The organism is Marmoricola sp. URHA0025 HA25 (assembly GCF_054059435.1).
On the sequence record NZ_JBSSCD010000001.1, the window covers coordinates 95,202 to 111,628 of the forward strand.

At 70.5% G+C, this 16,427-nt stretch carries 13 protein-coding genes; 11 read left to right on the forward strand and 2 right to left on the reverse strand.

Going from position 1 to position 16,427, the window contains the following annotated elements:
• Positions 1-3: 3 nt before the first annotated feature.
• Entirely contained in the window at positions 4-276 is a 273-nt protein-coding gene (locus tag ACVW00_RS00405; protein WP_457108927.1) for a helix-turn-helix transcriptional regulator, read from the reverse strand.
• An 856-nt stretch (positions 277-1,132) separates the two neighbouring features.
• The gene (locus tag ACVW00_RS00410) at positions 1,133-2,053 is read right to left on the reverse strand and encodes a LysR family transcriptional regulator (RefSeq protein WP_457108928.1); all 921 of its coding nucleotides are present in this window, start codon (positions 2,051-2,053) and stop codon (positions 1,133-1,135) included.
• A 139-nt stretch (positions 2,054-2,192) separates the two neighbouring features.
• Here ACVW00_RS00410 and ACVW00_RS00415 point away from each other — a divergent pair, with 139 nt between their 5' ends.
• The 11 genes from ACVW00_RS00415 to ACVW00_RS00465 all read left to right on the forward strand — a co-directional run bounded on the left by ACVW00_RS00415 (position 2,193) and on the right by ACVW00_RS00465 (position 16,410).
• Entirely contained in the window at positions 2,193-4,622 is a 2,430-nt protein-coding gene (locus ACVW00_RS00415; RefSeq protein ID WP_457108929.1) for a CaiB/BaiF CoA transferase family protein, read from the forward strand.
• Positions 4,623-4,674: 52 nt separating this feature from the next.
• On the forward strand, positions 4,675-7,047 hold the full coding sequence (locus ACVW00_RS00420; protein ID WP_457108930.1) for an acetyl-CoA acetyltransferase: 2,373 nt from the start codon (positions 4,675-4,677) through the stop codon (positions 7,045-7,047).
• 5 nt (positions 7,048-7,052) lie between these two features.
• Entirely contained in the window at positions 7,053-8,534 is a 1,482-nt protein-coding gene (locus ACVW00_RS00425) for an aldehyde dehydrogenase family protein (protein WP_457108931.1), read from the forward strand.
• A 1-nt stretch (position 8,535) separates the two neighbouring features.
• A complete protein-coding gene (locus tag ACVW00_RS00430) occupies positions 8,536-9,627 on the forward strand; it encodes an NAD(P)-dependent alcohol dehydrogenase (protein WP_457108932.1) in 1,092 nt (363 codons plus the stop codon).
• A 368-nt stretch (positions 9,628-9,995) separates the two neighbouring features.
• A complete protein-coding gene (locus ACVW00_RS00435; protein ID WP_457108933.1) occupies positions 9,996-10,502 on the forward strand; it encodes an FAS1-like dehydratase domain-containing protein in 507 nt (168 codons plus the stop codon).
• The gene (locus ACVW00_RS00440) at positions 10,499-10,897 is read left to right on the forward strand and encodes a MaoC/PaaZ C-terminal domain-containing protein (RefSeq protein WP_457108934.1); all 399 of its coding nucleotides are present in this window, start codon (positions 10,499-10,501) and stop codon (positions 10,895-10,897) included. The genes ACVW00_RS00435 and ACVW00_RS00440 overlap by 4 nt, the downstream gene beginning before the upstream one ends.
• Entirely contained in the window at positions 10,898-12,082 is a 1,185-nt protein-coding gene (locus ACVW00_RS00445; RefSeq protein ID WP_457108935.1) for a thiolase C-terminal domain-containing protein, read from the forward strand.
• Positions 12,079-12,513, forward strand: coding sequence for a Zn-ribbon domain-containing OB-fold protein (locus ACVW00_RS00450; protein WP_457108936.1), 435 nt, complete (start codon positions 12,079-12,081; stop codon positions 12,511-12,513). The genes ACVW00_RS00445 and ACVW00_RS00450 overlap by 4 nt, the downstream gene beginning before the upstream one ends.
• The gene (locus ACVW00_RS00455) at positions 12,510-14,069 is read left to right on the forward strand and encodes a class I adenylate-forming enzyme family protein (RefSeq protein ID WP_457108937.1); all 1,560 of its coding nucleotides are present in this window, start codon (positions 12,510-12,512) and stop codon (positions 14,067-14,069) included. The genes ACVW00_RS00450 and ACVW00_RS00455 overlap by 4 nt, the downstream gene beginning before the upstream one ends.
• Before the next feature lie 16 nt (positions 14,070-14,085).
• Complete coding sequence (locus ACVW00_RS00460) at positions 14,086-15,174, forward strand: CaiB/BaiF CoA transferase family protein (RefSeq protein ID WP_457113058.1); 1,089 nt, start codon at positions 14,086-14,088, stop codon at positions 15,172-15,174.
• 60 nt (positions 15,175-15,234) lie between these two features.
• Complete coding sequence (locus ACVW00_RS00465) at positions 15,235-16,410, forward strand: acyl-CoA dehydrogenase family protein (RefSeq protein WP_457108938.1); 1,176 nt, start codon at positions 15,235-15,237, stop codon at positions 16,408-16,410.
• Positions 16,411-16,427 lie beyond the last annotated feature (17 nt).

Here is a 16,427-nt window from a genome sequence, read left to right on the forward strand (position 1 = left end):
CTACTAAGAGGCCATCCACGCTTCGGCCTCGCGGTCCTTGGCGATCAACCACGCTTCGACGGCGGACCGGCGGTAGCGAACGTGACGGCCGATGTGCAGGGGTACAGGACCAGTGCGCTCGCTTCGCCAGCGCTTGAGCGTTGCGAGCGGAACGCCGCCGAGCATCGCGGACACCTCCTCGGGTGAGAGGACCGGATCGTGAGCGGCCGGAGATGCTGCAGCGTGAGGGCTTCGCGAGTGGGCGTCGTTGTCAGTTCGGGCGAGTGGTTGCGTCATTGCATGGGTCCTTTCAACTCATTCCTGGAGCCTGTCCCGAGCCGCGGCATTGCTGCCGGGTACAGCCCCGGTGGGCGATTCCTCGGCCCGGGAGCTGCCTCATGCCCACATAAGGTGGTCAGGAGCTCCCTGGTGCTCACGGGAGCCCGACGCTTTCGGTCTCGTGCCCCTGGGACGAGGACGGGGCGGCCGGGAATCTGGGGCGCATCATCTGGCGGGGATAGGCTGAGCTCAGCGTCCGGCCCCAGAGGCACCCAGGGATTCACGACAGTCGGACACGGCAAGCAATGCCACGTTTGTGACAGGTTTCGTCGTGCTCGTGCGGTCCCGAACGGTCCGTTCCGAACCTCAGCGGACCGCCGAAAACGCTCATCCCGGCGGAGATCGTGGTGGAGACGGCGGGCCCGCTCTGGGGGTCCGGGAAGAATAGGTCGTCGGTTCGATTCCGACAGGCGGCTCCACAAGCCCGTCCCTCTGCGGGATTCACCGATGGCGCGCACGGTGCCGGTCGGTAATGAAGAGGTCGTCGGTTCGATTCCGACAGGCGGCTCCACAAGCCCGTTCCTCTGCGGGATTCACCGATGGCGCGCACGGTGCCGGTCGGTAATGAAGAGGTCGTCGGTTCGATTCCGACAGGCGGCTCCACAAGCCCGTCCCTCTGCGGGATTCACCGATGGCGCGCACGGTGCCGGTCGGTAATGAAGAGGTCGTCGGTTCGATTCCGACAGGCGGCTCCACAAGCCCGTCCCTCTGCGGGATTCACCGATGGCGCGCACGGTGCCGGTCGGTAATGAAGAGCTCGTCGGTTCGATTCCGACAGGCGGCTCCACGGCTCCACCGCACGCTCGCGTGTTGTTCAGAAGCGAGCCGTGTTTCCTTCCCACTCGTCGCGCGCGGCTTCGAGGAGGCGGCGAACGACGTCGTTCTCGACGGCATCCTGACGTCGCCATGCCAGACCCAGGAGGAACTCCAGGTTGTTGTCCTCCAGAGGCACGATGGCGAAGGCCGGATCGTCGAAGATCCGCGCCGAGCCGCCGCTGCTCGGGTGCAGCGACAGGGCGAGACCACGGCTGCGCCTGATGTGCGTGGCCAGGGCGGCGCTGTTGTTGTCGGGCATCTGGTGGAACGACTCGATGCCCGCCTCGCGCAGATAGGCGTAGAGCCGGTTCATCGCCACGGGCTGCGGCGCAGGAGCGCCGACCGTCAACGTCCGGTGCGCGATGTCGGTGAGCGTCAAGCTCGACGCGGTGGCACAGGGGTCGTCGGCGCGCATGGCCAGCACGAACGTGTACCTGGCGACGACCAGTGTGGCCAGGTGGGGGCGCTCCAGCGGCACGTGCACCAGAGCCGCGTCGATTCGACCCTCCTCCAGGTCGGGCAACAGCTCCGACGACGGGGCGATCGTGACGTCGACGGTCCGGCCGGGAAACGCATCCTCGACGACGGCGACGAACCGGTCGAACACAGCGGGCGGGCTCAGGTAGGTCCCGCCGATCCGCACCGGCCGTTCGTCGTCCCCCTCGGCGCCCGCGGCGAGCGCCGCCAAGCCGTCCACGTTGTCGAGGATGTCCCGCACTCGCCCGACCAGCTCGTTGCCGATGCTGGTCAGCTGCACGTCGTGGTAGCGACGTACGAACAGCTGCACTCCCAGCTCGCGCTCGAGCTCCTTCACCGCCCGGCTCACCGGGGACGGCGTCAGGTGCAGCCGCTCGGCCGCGCGCCCGAAGTGGAGCTCTTCGGCGACCGTGAGGAAGCAGCGCAGCTGCTGCAGGTCCATCCCGGGAGTCTGCGACCACCGCGCCGGTGGGTCAATCCGGTGCCGAGCAGAGCCACCGCTGCACGTTGTGTCCGGCGGCACGTGCTCGTGCGCAAATGGGCGATGGTCAGGGACGCGCCCGTGATGTGACCGTTGACACGTGGATCTGCCGCTGAAGGACGTGCGCGTCCTCGATCTCTGCGTGGGCACGGGTGAGCCGGTCTCCCGCTGTCTCGCGGACCTGGGTGCGGACGTCGTCCGGCTCGAGCCGTCCACCACGCAGCGTTCGGGGGACCGGGCCGAGGATGTGTTCTTCCGGGCCACGCACTCGGCGAACAAGCGGTCGCTGAGCCTCGATCTGGACACCGACGCCGATCTCGAGGCGTTCTGGGCACTGGCTGCCGGGTTCGACATCGTCGTCGAGAGCTCGCGACCCTCCGAGCACGCCGACAACCCGGTCGCGCCCGGTCTCCTGCGGGAGCGGCTGCCCCACCTCGTGGTCGTGTCTCTCACCCAGTTCGGCCAGTCGGGTCCGTACCGGGACTGGCAGGGGGGCGACGCCGTCCACTACGCACTGTCCGGCGTGCTCTCGCGGTCCGGGCTCCCCGGCATGCAGCCGTTGCTTCCGCCCGGGGAGCTGGCGAGCGAGTCGGCGGCCATCCAGGCCGCGTGGTGCGCGCTGGTCGCCTACCTGAACCGCCTGGACACCGGCAGGGGCGACCACGTCGACGTGTCCGTCCTCGAGTGCACGATGCAGGCCCTCGATCCGGGATGGGGCATCGGCGGCTCAGCGACCGGCGGCGTACCCGCGGCCCACGGTCCGCGTGGCCGACCCGACGCGCGCCACCTCTACCCGATCTTCCCCTGTCTCGACGGCTGGGTGCGGATCTGCGTCCTGGCGCCCAGGCAGTGGGAGGGGATGTTCGCCTGGCTCGGCCGGCCGACGGAGTTCGCGGACCCTGCGCTGGCCTCCTTGGCGAAGCGGTTCGCGGCGGCAGACCGGATCTACCCGGCCATCGGCCGCATGTTCGCCGCGAAGACGCGCGCCATGATCACCGCGGAAGGGCAGCGGTACGGCGTACCCACTGCGGCGCTGCTGTCCTGCGGCGAGGTGCTGAGCGCGGACCACTTCCGCGACCGCAACGCCTTCACTGACGCCGAGGTCGAGGGAGCGAACGTCTCGCTCGTCAACGGCATGGTCGAGGTCGACGGTCATCGCGCCGGCATCCGAACGCCTGCACCGGCGCCGGGCACCCACAACGCCGAGCTCAGGGCAGAGTCCGCAGCCGGCGCCGACACCCGGCGCAGTGCCTCGCACCTTCCGGACGGCCGCGCACCGGAGGTCGCCGGTCGACGCCTCCCCCTGGAGGGCATCCGGGTGCTGGACCTCGGCGTCATCGTCATGGGCGCCGAGCTGGGCCGACTGCTCGCCGACATGGGCGCCGAGGTCATCAAGGTCGAGAACCGGGCGTTCCCGGACGGTGGCCGCCAGTCGGTGTCCGGCGATGCCATGACCGCGTCGTTCGCGTGGGGTCACCGCAACAAGTCCGGTCTCGGCCTCAGCCTCCGTGCGCCTGAGGGTGTCGCGCTGTTCAAGGAGCTCGCGGCTGCCAGCGACGTCGTGCTGTCGAACTTCAAGCCCGGCACCCTGGAGTCCCTCGGTCTCGGCTACGACGTGCTCTCCGCGATCAATCCCGCGATCGTCATGGCTGAGAGCTCCGCCTTCGGGTCCACCGGTCCCTGGAGCGGCCGGATGGGCTACGGGCCCCTCGTCCGCGCCGAAACGGGCGTGACGCAGCGCTGGGCCTACCCAGGCGAGGACGGCTCCTACAGCGACGCGTCCACCATCTATCCGGATCACATCGCCGCGAGGGTCGGCGCCGTCGCGGTGCTCGCGCTTCTCCTGCGCCGGCGACGTACGGGCCGTGGAGGCACCGTCTCCGTCGCCCAGGCAGAGGTGATCCTCGGTCAGATCGCCGCCGACCTCGCACGCGAGTCGGTCCACCCGGGCAGCATCCGGGCGGTCGGCAACGACCTGCCGGGCGACGCCCCGCGCGGAGTCTTCCCCTGTGCCGGCGACGACGAGTGGCTGGTCGTCGACGTCCGCACCGACCAGCAGTTCCAGGCACTGGCGACGGCGCTGCACCGCGCCGAGCTGGCGACTGACCCACGTTTCGCAACCTCAGCGGCTCGGGAGCAGCACCGCACCGAGATCGACCGGGTGCTCCGGCACTGGACTGCCGAGCGTGCACCACGCGACGCGGCCGAGGCACTGCAGCGGGCGGGTGTGCCTGCGGCGCCGATGAACCGCGTGCGCGACCTCCTGACCGATCCGCACGTGGTTCACCGGGGCTTCTTCCGCACGGTGAGCCATCCGCACGTCGCCGAGCCGATGCCGCACGAGGGCCACCCAGGACGGTTCCAGGGCATCGGCGACGTCCCGTTCGCCCCGGCGCCACTGCCCGGCGAGCACTCGCGGCGAGTCCTCGCCGCCGTCCTCGGCCTCGACGAGGGGCGCATCGAGAAGCTCGTCCGGGACGGTGTCGTCGAGGAGCCGAGCCTGTCTGCCTCCGAGCCGGTCATGACATGAGCGCACCACTGACCCATCCGACCAAACCACCGACCAGTCCCAGGAGCCTCGCATGCCTTCGGTGAACCTCGACCCCCGCACACCCGTCCTCGTCGGAGTCGGTCAGTCGTCCGAGCGTCTCGGCGATCCCGACTACGCGCGTCGTTCCCCGGTCGAGCTCGCCGCCGACGCGGCGAGGAACGCGCTGAGGGACACGGGTGCCGAGATCACCGCCGTCGCAGCAGCCATCGACACCGTCGCAGGCGTCCGGCAGTTCGAGATCTCGGTCCCGAGGGCGCGTGCCCCACTGGGCAGGTCGGACAACTTCCCGCGCTCGGTGGCCTCGCGGCTCGGCGCCGAGCCACGACGGGCCATCCTCGAGGTCTCGGGCGGGCAGAGTCCGCAGCACCTCGTCAACGAGCTCGCCGCGGCGATCGCCGGCGGTGGGGCCGAGGTCGCGCTCGTCGTCGGCGCCGAGGCGATCTCGACCGCCGAGGCGCTCTCGAAGGCCGACGACAGGCCGGACTGGACCGAGCACGTCGACGGCGACCTGGAGGACCGCGGGTACGGGCTCGCCGGCCTCACGTCCATGGAGCTCACCTCGCACGGGCTCACCGGAGGGCCGGCGCTGTACGCCGTGCTCGACAACGCCCGCCGCGCGCGACTCGGACTTTCCCGCGCCGAGTACGCCGCCACCATGGGACAGCTCTTCGAGCCCTTCACGCGGGTGGCGGCGAAGAACCCGCATGCGTCGGCGCCGGTGGAGCGCAACTCGGCCGATCTCGTCGCCGCCACCGGGACCAACCGCATGATCGCCGATCCGTACACCCGCTACGTCGTCGCCCGCGAGAAGGTCAACCAGGGTGCGGCCGTCCTGATCATGTCGGTCGAGGCCGCACGTCGGCTCGGCGTCCCCGAGGACCGCTGGGTCTTCCTGCACGGGCACGCCGACACCCGGGAGAAGGGCCTCCTCGACCGGCCCGACCTCGGCGCGGCCCCCGCCCACGTCGCGGCCGCACGCCACGCCCTCGACGTTGCCGGCATCGGCCCAGACGACGTCGCCACCTTCGACCTGTACTCGTGCTTCCCGATCGCCGTCTCGGCCGTCATCGACGGCCTCGGGGTGGCCGCGGACGACCCGCGGGGTCTGACGCTCACCGGTGGTCTCCCGTTCTTCGGCGGCGCCGGGAACAACTACTCCATGCACGGCATCGCCGAGACCGTCCACCGAGCGCGGACCGCCCCCGGCAGCTACGGCTTCGTCGGTGCCAACGGGGGCACGCTGAGCAAGTACTCCGTGGGTGTGTACTCCACGACACCGGCAGCCTGGCAGCCGGACCGCAGCGCCGCTCTGCAGGCAGAGCTCGATGCCGTCCCCGACGTGCCCCGGCCTGAGCGGGCGGACGGCTGGGCCACGGTCGAGACCTTCACGGTGAAGTACGACCGGGACGGGTCCCGGTCAGGCATCGTCGTCGGCCGGCTCGAGGCCACCGGCGAGCGGTTCCTCGCCATGACGCCGGACGGCGACGACGAGATGGCCGACTTCCTCGAGGGCGACCAGCCGGTCGGGCAGCGGCTGTTCGTGCGGTCGTTCGGCTTCGGCAACCGGGTCACGAAGACCCCCGAACGCATGGCGACTCTGTTCCCGGCGCGGCCGAAGGTGCTTCGGGACGACTACGAGCACGTGATCGTACGGCGGGACGACCACCTGCTCGAGGTCACCATCAACCGGCCCGAGGCGCGCAACAGCCTGCACCCCATGGCCAACGCGGAGCTCGACGAGATCTTCGACGTCTACTTCGAGGACCCCGATCTGTGGGTCGCGATCCTCACCGGCGCGGGCACACAGGCCTTCTGCGCCGGCAACGACCTCGTGTACTCCGCCTCGGGCAAGCCGATGTGGGTTCCGCTGAACGGGTTCGCCGGCCTGACCAGCCGCGCGAACATGACCAAGCCGGTCATCGCGGCCGTCAACGGGTTCGCCATGGGCGGCGGGTGCGAGATCGCGCTGGCCTGTCACCTGATCGTTGCCGACGAGAGTGCACAGTTCGCACTCAGCGAGGTCAACGTGGGCCTCGTCGCCGGGGCGGGTGGTGTCATCCGGCTGCCCCGCACCATTCCTCCCAAGGTCGCCACGGAGATGATCCTGACCGGCCGCCGGGTCGGCGCGGGCGAGGCCGTCGAGCGAGGCCTGGTCAACCAGGTCACCCCGCCGGGCCAGGCCCTCGACGGCGCGCGCGCACTCGCCGCACGCGTCCTCGCCGGATCGCCGACCTCGGTGCGGATCTCACTCGCCCTCATGGCGGAGACCGCCGGGATGGCCGACGCCGTCGACGCCGTACGCCATCGCAGCCGGCTGATCGACGAGCTCCTCGCGACCGAGGATGCTGTCGAAGGGATCACCGCCTTCGCCGAGAAGCGACCACCTGTCTGGCGCAACCGATGAATCCCGTGGGCACGAACCTGACGGGTCTGTTCGAGGCGCAACGAGCCGGGTACCTCGCTGACGGGCTCCCGAGCGCGGACGTTCGTCGCAACCGGCTGGACCGCCTGCTGGTTGCCCTCCTCGGAGCAGCCGACGACCTGGCCGAGGCCCTGGACGCGGACTTCGGTCACCGGCCACGCGGTTTCAGCCTGCTCGCGGATGTGGCGAGCGCCATCGGCAACATCCGTCACGTTCAGGACCACCTGGAGGAGTGGATGGCAGGGGTCGAGGTCTGCGGCTCCGAAGCGCTGGCGATGCCGACGACCATCGACGTCACGCCGTTGGGCGTCGTCGGCGTCATCGGCCCCTGGAACTTCCCCGTGGGGCTCGTCGTCCAACCGGCGGCTGAGGCGCTGGCCGCGGGGAACCGGGTGATGATCAAGTTCTCGGACGTGAACAGCCGTGCGGGGGCGGTCCTTGCACGAGCCATCGAGGAGGAGTTCGACCCTCGCGAGCTCGTCGTCGTCAACGGAGGTCTCGACATCGCGACGGCCTTCTCCGCCCTGCCCTTCGACCACCTGTTCTTCACCGGTTCCCCGGCGGTCGGGAAGCTCGTGCAGCGGGCCGCGGCCGAGAACCTCACCCCGGTCACCCTGGAGCTCGGCGGCAAGAACCCCGTCGTGGTGGGCCACGACGCAGACATCCCGTTCGCGGCTGAGCGGATTGCAGCGTCACGGATGGTCAACGGTGGCCAGGTGTGCCTGTGCCCCGACTATGTCTTCGTCCCCGAGAGCATGGTCGACCAGTTCGTGTCCGAGACCCGCAGGGCCTTCCTGCGACTGCTTCCCGACTACCCCACGAACCCCGCGGTGACGACGATCGTCAACGACAAGAACTTCGTCCGCGTGACGGCACTGATCAGCGACGCTCTCGACAAGGGAGCAACGGCGGTGCTGGGCGTCTCTGAGGCCGATGCCCGGCGTCTGCCCGATCCGGCGACTCGGCGGATCGCGCCGACCCTGCTGCTCGGCGTGACCGACGACATGGAGGTGGCCCACGACGAGATCTTCGGTCCGGTGCTCGCCGTCTACCCGTACGAGGACATCGGTGACGCCGTCGGCTACATCAGCGCCCGGCCCTCACCGCTCGTCGCCTACTGGTACGGCGACGACACCGACGACTTCCGCACCTTCCGCGCCGGGACTGCGTCCGGCGGCATCACGCGCAACGACTTCGCCGTCCACCTGAGCCTGCCCGACGTACCTTTCGGAGGGGTCGGACAGAGCGGGATGGGCAGCTACCACGGCAAGGCCGGATTCGACACGTTCAGCCATCGGCGGGCGGTCGCCGAGTCGCGCATCCCCGGCGGGATGACCGGGATGCTGGGCGCGCCGGCGAGCTCCGAGGAGGCAGCCGACGCTGTCAGGGCTCACGTGGAAGAGGCCCGCCAGGAGGCGCTCCAGCGTCTCCGCCGCACGGCCGACGGCACCGCACGACAGGACGCATGACGTGAAGACCCTGGCCGCCGTCAGCACGCACGCCGAGAAGCCGTTCGTCATCGAGGAGCTCGACCTCGACGAGCCACGACCCGACGAGCTGCTCGTGCGCGTCGAGGCGGTCGGGCTGTGCCACACCGACCTCGCCCTCCGGGCGATGTGGCCCGAAGGGGTCCCGATCGTCCTGGGCCACGAGGGCGCGGGCGTGGTCGAGGCGGTCGGTGACCGGGTCACGGACGTTCGCCCGGGCGACACCGTCCTGCTGAGCTTCGCGAGCTGCGGCAGCTGCGGCCCGTGCGCCGAGGGGGCCCCGGCGTACTGCTCGCGGTTCCAGGAGGCGAACGTGTCCGGTGGCCGGCTGGACGGCTCGCCCACCCTGGGCGGATCCGACGGCCAGGTCTCCGGAGCATTCTTCGGCCAGTCCAGCTTCGCCCGGTACGCGTTGTCCTCCCGCCGGAACGCGGTCGTCATCGACCCCGACATCGACCTGACCCAGGTCGCGGCATTCGGCTGCGGGATCCAGACCGGGGCAGGAGCGGTCGTCAACGTCCTGCAGCCGCCGCCGAACGGCCGGCTCGTCGTCTTCGGCCTCGGCGGCGTCGGCATGGCAGCCGTCATGGCCGGTGCCATTCGCGGGGTCGAGACCATCGTGGGCGTCGACCTCTCCGCATCGAGGCGCGAGACCGCCCTCGAGGTGGGCGCCACCCACGTCATCGACGGCGCACGCCCGGACGTCCTCGATGCCGTTCGCGACGTCACCGGAGGCGGCGCGACCCATGCCGTGGACACGACGGCGATCCCGGCGGTGATCCGCGCTGCTGCGCAGGCCCTCGCTTCGCGGGGCACCCTGGTCGTGGTGGGGCTCGGGGCCGACGTCACCCTGGACGTGCCCGACCTCATCGGCGGCGGGAAGACCGTGCGTGGAACCATCGAGGGCGACGCGGACCCGCAGTCGTTCATCCCTCGGCTCGTCGAGTGGTATCGCGAGGGCCGGCTGCCGATGGAGCGCATCGTCACGACGTTTCCCTTCACGGACATCGACCGTGCCGTCGCCGGCATGCGGGACGGATCGGCCGTCAAACCGGTGCTGGTGTTCGGGGACTGAACCGACGACCCCAGCCCCCGCTGCCCGATTCCTCCGGCGTCCTGCGGGGTACTTCGTCCTGAGCGCACAAGGGCTCGGCGAACCGGGGACAGGGGGTGGGCCGCATGAACGTCGGCCTCCGCGTCGGAATGGTCCTGGTGATCATCCTCGCGATCCTGATGCTCTGACGCGCCTGGCGCTGAGAGCCGGCGCGTCCGCGGCCCCCGAACCGGGTCGGAAGCCATTTGGATGGTGAGCCGCTCATTTTGCGAACAGTTGGCCGATGCCTCGGCGTGCGCGTCGCGTCAAGACTGAGGGCAGCCACGGGCGTGACGGCCGTCACCTCGTCGGCTCCTCCAGACGAGCACCGCTGAACGAGAGGCCCCTCGATGCCGGACGCCGAAATCTCACGCGCAGGTGGGGCAGCGACGTTCGACCTGCCGCACGAGATCACGACCTTCGACCTGCTCGTCGAGCAGGGCAAGATCCTGGAGTTCGCGAAGGCGATCGGTGAGGACGACCCGGTCTACCGGGACGCCGACGTCGCGCGCTCTCGCGGCTACGACGGCATTCCCGCCCCGCTGACCTTCTCCGTGGTCTCGGCCCACTTCGCCGACGCATCGCGCACGGGTGGCTCCTACCTGGTCGACGACCTCGGCATGGACATGGGCCGCGTCGTGCAGGGTGCGCACGAGTGGGAGTACCACGCGCCCGTCGTCGCAGGCACCCGCCTCCGCGGCACCATGAGCCTGATCTCCGACGAGCGGAAGACCGGTCGGCGCGGCGGTGGCATGCGCATCGTCGTCCGGGAGGTCGTGTACCGCGACGACACCGGCACCAAGGTCCTGAGCGAACGGCTGACCGCCATCGAGACCGAGCAGACGGTGGGCGCATGAGGGTCGGACCGATCACCCGCACCGACATCGTCCGGTACGCCGGCGCCGGCGGCGATTTCAACCCCGTCCACCACGACGACGTCTACGCCCGCTCGCTGGGGCTGCCGGGCGTCTTCGCGATGGGCCTTCTGGGTGCTGGTTACCTCTCCCGCGTCCTCGCCGAGGAGTTCGGCGCGTCGACCGTCCAGCGGTTCACGGTGCGCTTCCGTGCCCAGGTGTGGCCCGGGGAGACCCTCGACCTCGCGGTCGACGGCTCCGAGCCGACGGAGCAGAGGGACGTCAGGCAGGTCCGGCTCTCGGCGCGCAACGAGTCCGGGGAGCTCAAGATCACGGCGGAGGCGCTGGTGCTGGTCACCGACTCGCCCGCCACGAGGACGATGAAGGAGAACAGCTAGATGTCCTACGAGACCATCCGCGGGAAGACCGCGATCGCCGGGGTCGGGGAGACCACGTACTACCGGTGGGGCAAGTCACCGGACTCCGAGTTCAAGCTGACTCTCGACGCGATCCTGGCGGCGTGTGCCGACGCCGGTCTGGCGCCACAGGAACTGGACGGCTTCGCGTCCTTCTCCAACGACCGCAACACGCCCGCGCGGCTGGCCTCGGCGCTCAACGTCAAGGAGCTGAAGCACGCCTCGATGGTGTGGGGTGGTGGCGGCGGTGGTGGCTCAGGCGCCGTGATGAACGCCGCGGCCGCGGTGGCATCCGGACTCGCGAGCGCCGTCGTCGTCTACCGGGGGCTGGCCCAGGGCCAGTTCCAGCGGTTCGGTCGGGGCGGTGGAGCGGCCACGGTCAGCGGAGAGCTCGCCTTCACCCAGCCGTACGGCGTGATGGTGCCCGCCCAGATGTACGCGATGAAGTTCCAGCGCTGGATGCACGAGAACGGCGGCCGTGGTGCTGCCGCCCAGAAGGCGGTCTCGCTGACGTCGTACGCACACGCGCAGAGCAATCCCCGGGCGGTGATGGCCGGACGACCGCTGTCGTCGTTGAAGTACGACGAATCCCGGTGGATCGTCGAGCCGTGGCGGCTCTTCGACTGCTGCCAGGAGAACGACGGGGCGGCTGCGGTCATCGTGACCACCGCTGACCGGGCCCGGGCTCTCAGCCAGCGGCCGGCCCACATCCTTGCGGTGTCCCAGGGCAGCGACAACCGCTACGAGGCCTGGAGCCACAACGCACCGCACTACGGATCGTCGAACTTCCGTGCCGCGGGACCGCGACTCTTCGAGTCCGCCGGCCTGAAGCCGCACGACGTCGACGTGGCGCAGAGCTATGAGAACTTCACCGGCGGTGTCGTCATGAGCCTGGTGGAGCACGGCTTCTGCGAGCCGGAGGAGGTCGACGAGTTCGTCTCGGTGGAGAACCTCTCGGTCGGCGGCGGCCGGCTGCCGCTGAACACGAGTGGGGGCAACCTCGCCGAGTGCTACATGCACGGCATGGAGCTGATCGTCGAGGGTGTCCGCCAGCTGCGGGGGACCGCCGTCAACCAGGTCCAGGACGTCAATGTCTCGTTCGTCAACAGCGGACCCATGGTCACGCCGGTGTCGAACCTGCTGATGGGCTCGGAGGACACGCTGTGAGCGGACAGACCTATCTCCCGGCCGGCGCGCTGCCGGCGCCGGAACCGATGAACGACGGGCTCGACGTGCCGTTCTGGGAAGCCCTCGACCAGGGGGTGCTGCGGCTGCAGCGGTGCATCCCGTGCGATGCGTTCCAGTGGGGGCCGGAGTGGATCTGCCACCGGTGCCTCGGCGAGGAGCTGGAGTGGGCCGAGGTCGAGCCCGTCGGGACGATCTACTCCTGGGAGCGCGTCTGGCACCCCGTGACGCCCGCGCTCGCCGATGCGGTGCCGTACATCGCCGTCCTCGTCGAGGTCGACGGCACGGGCGTGCGCATGGTGGGCAACCTGCTGGGACCCAAGGACCAGGACGTGCAGATCGGCTCCCGTGTCGACGGGGAGTTCGAGCAGCACGACGGGTACGCACTCCTCCAGTGGCGCGCTCACGGATGACGCACGTCGCCACGGCCCACGTGCCGCCGACTGCTCCACTCGTGGTGGAGGGCGTCAGCGCGTGGGTCCGTCGGTGGGCCGAGGTCAACCCGAAGGGCGTCGCCGTCACCGTCGTGGGCGGCGCCTCGATCACGTGGCAGGCGCTCGAGCTGCGCGTCCGGGCGCTGGCCGGGCACCTGCACGACCGCGGCGTGGCGGCTGGGGACCGAGTCGGCTGCCTGCTGGGCAGCTCGATCGACCACGTCGTCGCCGTCCACGCGACCGCCCGCATCGGTGCGGTGTTCGTCCCGGTCAACATCAGGTACGCCGCTCGCGAGCTGGCGTTCGCCGTGGAGCACGTCGAGATGGCCCTCCTCGTCGTCGGTGAGGAGTTCGAGAAGCTGGTGGCGGACTCCGGGACCTCGGTCCCGCTGAGCCGGCCGGCCGAGTGGCCCGCAGAGCCCGACCCGGATCCGGCCGTCGAGACGTCGCCGGCCGGACCCCGGTGGGACGACCTCGGCTTCCTCTGCTTCACCTCCGGCTCGACGGGCGCACCGCGGGCCGTGCAGCTGACCCACGCTGCGTTCCACTGGATGACCCTGGACCCGATCCTGCTCCACGAGATCCGCGCGAGCGACCGGGTCATCACGCCGCTCCCGCTGTGCTACACCGGCGGCCTGAACGCCCTGATGACGATGGCCCACGCCGGTGGTGAGCTCATCGTGATCGACCGGTTCGACCCGGAACACGCGCTCGCGGCGATCGAGCGCCACGGGGCCACGATCTTCCACGGCGTGCCGGTCATGGCCCAGCGCATGGCGGAGGCACCCGCGTGGTCCAGCACCGACCTGACCAGCCTGCGCCAGGCACGCGTCGGCGGTGCCCCGGTCTCGGTCGACCTCATCGAGACCTGGCTGGCCCGAGGCATAGCCATCACGCAGGGCTACGGGCTCACCGAGTCGTGCGGAGCCGGTCTGCAGCTGCACGTCAGGGACTGCCGCCGTGCGGGCAAGGCCGGCCGGCCGAGCTATGCGATGAGCACGCGCGTCGTGAGCCGCGAGAGCGGCTCGGACGTCGAGCCGGGCACCGTGGGCGAGCTGCTGCTCCGGGGTCCACAGGTCATGACCGGCTACTGGAACGACCCCGTGGCGACCGAGGCGACGTTCCGCGACGGCTGGCTGGCCACCGGTGACCTGGTGCGCGAGGACGGCGACGGGCTGTTCGAGATCGTCGGCCGCTCCAAGGAGCTCATCATCACCGGCGGTCTCAACGTCTACCCGCCGGAGGTCGAGGCCGCACTGGCCACCTTGCCGGGCGTGGTCGAGGTCGCGGTCGTCGGCGTCCCGTCGGAGGTATGGGGGCAGGAGGTCGTCGCCGTCGTGGTCACCGACCCGCTCCGGCCGACGGAACCCGACGAGGTCATCAACGGCTGTCGGAGCCTGATCGCCGACTACAAGTGCCCGAAGAAGGTCGTGATCACCTCCGAGCCCCTCGCCCGCACCGCGTCGGGCAAGGTGCTCAAGCGCGTCATCCTCGACCGGCTGACCGCCCGGACAGAGGACGGACCCCATCACTGAGGCAGGGAGCGGACCTCTGGCGGGGTTGCGGGTGCTCGAGCTCGGCGGCATCGGCCCCGGCCCGCATGCCGCGATGGTCCTCGGCGACCTCGGAGCCGACGTCATCCGGGTCGACCGGCCCGGCGGGACGCTGCTGGGTGCTGCGGACCCGGCGACCGACCAGCTGCTGCGCAACCGGCGATCGGTCACCGCAGACCTGAAGGACCCGGCGGGTCTCGAGCGGGTGCTGCGCTGGGCGGACAGGGCGGACGTGCTGATCGAGGGCTTTCGGCCGGGCGTGGCCGAACGGATCGGGATCGGGCCGGACGCATGCCTGGCCCGCAACGAGCGCCTCGTCTACGCACGCATGACCGGCTGGGGGCAGGACGGGCCGCTGGCCGAGCGGGCCGGCCACGACCTCAACTACATCTCGCTCGTCGGCGCACTGTCGGCGATCGGACGCGGTGGCGGACAGCCGCCGACAGTGCCCCTCAACCTCGTGGGGGACTACGGCGCAGGCTCCATGCTGCTGCTCGTGGGCATCCTGTCGGCCCTCTTCGAGCGCAGCTCGTCGGGGCGCGGGCAGGTCGTCGACGCGGCGATGATCGACGGCACCGCCCTGCTGACCCAGGCGTTCTGGAGCCTCCGTGGCCGCGGCGAGTGGGTGCAGGAGCCGGCCAGCAACGTGGTCGACGGCGGCGCGCCGTTCTACGACGTCTACCCGTGCTCTGACGGCGGGTACGTCGCGGTCGGTTGCCTGGAGCCGGCGTTCTACGCGATCCTGCTCGATCGGCTCGGCCTGGACCCGGCGACACTGCCGGACCAGTACGACCGGGCCGGGTGGCCGAGGCTGCGCGTCCGGATTGCCGACGCGATCCTCACCCGATCGCGCGAGGAATGGGCGGCGGTGTTCGACAGCACCGACGCATGCGTCACCCCCGTGCTGTCCTTCGACGAGGGCCTGCGCCACCCGCACATCGTCGAGCGCGAGGTCCTGATCGAGGTCGGCGGTGTCGTCCAGTCCGCACCTGCGCCGCGCTTCTCACGCACTCCCGCGGCCCGTCCCACCCCACCCGGTCCGCTCGGGCAGCACGACGGCACAGCGCTGTGGGGGTGTCCGGCATGACGGGCGCCGACCGTCGCCCCGTCCACACCATCGACGTCGTCTGAGCCCGAGGAGCCCCACATGCGTCTTGCGTACACACCGGAGCAGGAGAAGTTCCGCGACGAGATCCGCGACTACTACCGCCAGCTGCTGACCCCTGAGATGCGAGCCGCCTTCGCCGGGGTCGAGCAGGACGACGGCCGGCACTACCGCGAGGCGATCCGACAGCTCGGCAAGGACGGCTGGCTGACCGTGTCGTGGCCGCCCGAGTACGGCGGTCGGGGCCTGTCGCCGATGGAGAGCTACATCTTCTTCGAGGAGACGCAGCTCGCGGGTGTCACGATCCCTCACCTCACGACCAACTCGGTGGGGCCCACGCTGATGCGGTACGGGACGCAGGAGCAGCGAGAGCGCTACCTGCCGGGCATCGCGGCCGGCGAGATCCACTTCTCGATCGGTTACACCGAGCCGGGGGCCGGGACCGACCTCGCCTCGCTGGCGATGCCCGCGGTGCGTGACGGCGACCAGTGGGTGATCAACGGGCAGAAGATGTTCACGAGCCTGATCCACCACGCCGACTTCCTGTGGCTGGCGGTCCGCACGGACCCCGAGGCGCCCAAGCACGAAGGCATCTCGATCATCATCGTGCCGACCGACACCCCCGGGTTCAGCTGGACGCCCATCCGTACCCTGCGCGACGGGTTCACCAGCGCCACCTACTACGAGGACGTCCGGGTGCCGGTCGAGAACCTCGTGGGCGAGGAGGGCCAGGGCTGGCAGCTGATGACCAGCCAGCTGAACTCGGAGCGCGTCTCGATCGCGCCGGCCGGTGTCCTGCACCGCCGCCTCCAGGAGGTCGCGCGGTGGGCAGGCGGTGTGACCGGGTCGGACGGCAGACCGCTGATCGAGCAGGAGTGGGTCCAGACCAACCTCGCCGAGGTCGAGGCCAAGGTCGAGGTCCTGCAGCTCCTCAACTGGCACGTCGCCTGGGCGGCGGAGACCGGCGAGATCAAGGCAGCGGACGCGTCCGCGGTCAAGGTGTACGGCACCGAGATGTACGTCGAGGCGTTCCGCCTGCTGATGGAGGTCGTCGGCCCCGATGCACTGCTCACGGACGGCACGACCGGGGCCCTGCACGACAGCCTCGAGGTCGCCATGCGATGGGCCGTGCTCATGACCTTCGGGGGCGGGACCAACGAGGTCCAGCGGGAGATCATCGCCCGCGCCGGTCTCGGCCTCCCTCGTCCCGGCCGCTGACCGGCCATCCACCACCC

Bases quoted from the DNA above. Each gene is read 5' to 3' on its own strand.
- ACVW00_RS00405 (WP_457108927.1), bottom strand. From the start codon at position 276: ATGACGCAACCACTCGCCCGAACTGACAACGACGCCCACTCGCGAAGC.
- ACVW00_RS00410 (WP_457108928.1), bottom strand. From the start codon at position 2,053: ATGGACCTGCAGCAGCTGCGCTGCTTCCTCACGGTCGCCGAAGAGCTC.
- ACVW00_RS00420 (WP_457108930.1), top strand. From the start codon at position 4,675: ATGCCTTCGGTGAACCTCGACCCCCGCACACCCGTCCTCGTCGGAGTC.
- ACVW00_RS00435 (WP_457108933.1), top strand. From the start codon at position 9,996: ATGCCGGACGCCGAAATCTCACGCGCAGGTGGGGCAGCGACGTTCGAC.
- ACVW00_RS00440 (WP_457108934.1), top strand. From the start codon at position 10,499: ATGAGGGTCGGACCGATCACCCGCACCGACATCGTCCGGTACGCCGGC.
- ACVW00_RS00445 (WP_457108935.1), top strand. From the start codon at position 10,898: ATGTCCTACGAGACCATCCGCGGGAAGACCGCGATCGCCGGGGTCGGG.
- ACVW00_RS00455 (WP_457108937.1), top strand. From the start codon at position 12,510: ATGACGCACGTCGCCACGGCCCACGTGCCGCCGACTGCTCCACTCGTG.
- ACVW00_RS00465 (WP_457108938.1), top strand. From the start codon at position 15,235: ATGCGTCTTGCGTACACACCGGAGCAGGAGAAGTTCCGCGACGAGATC.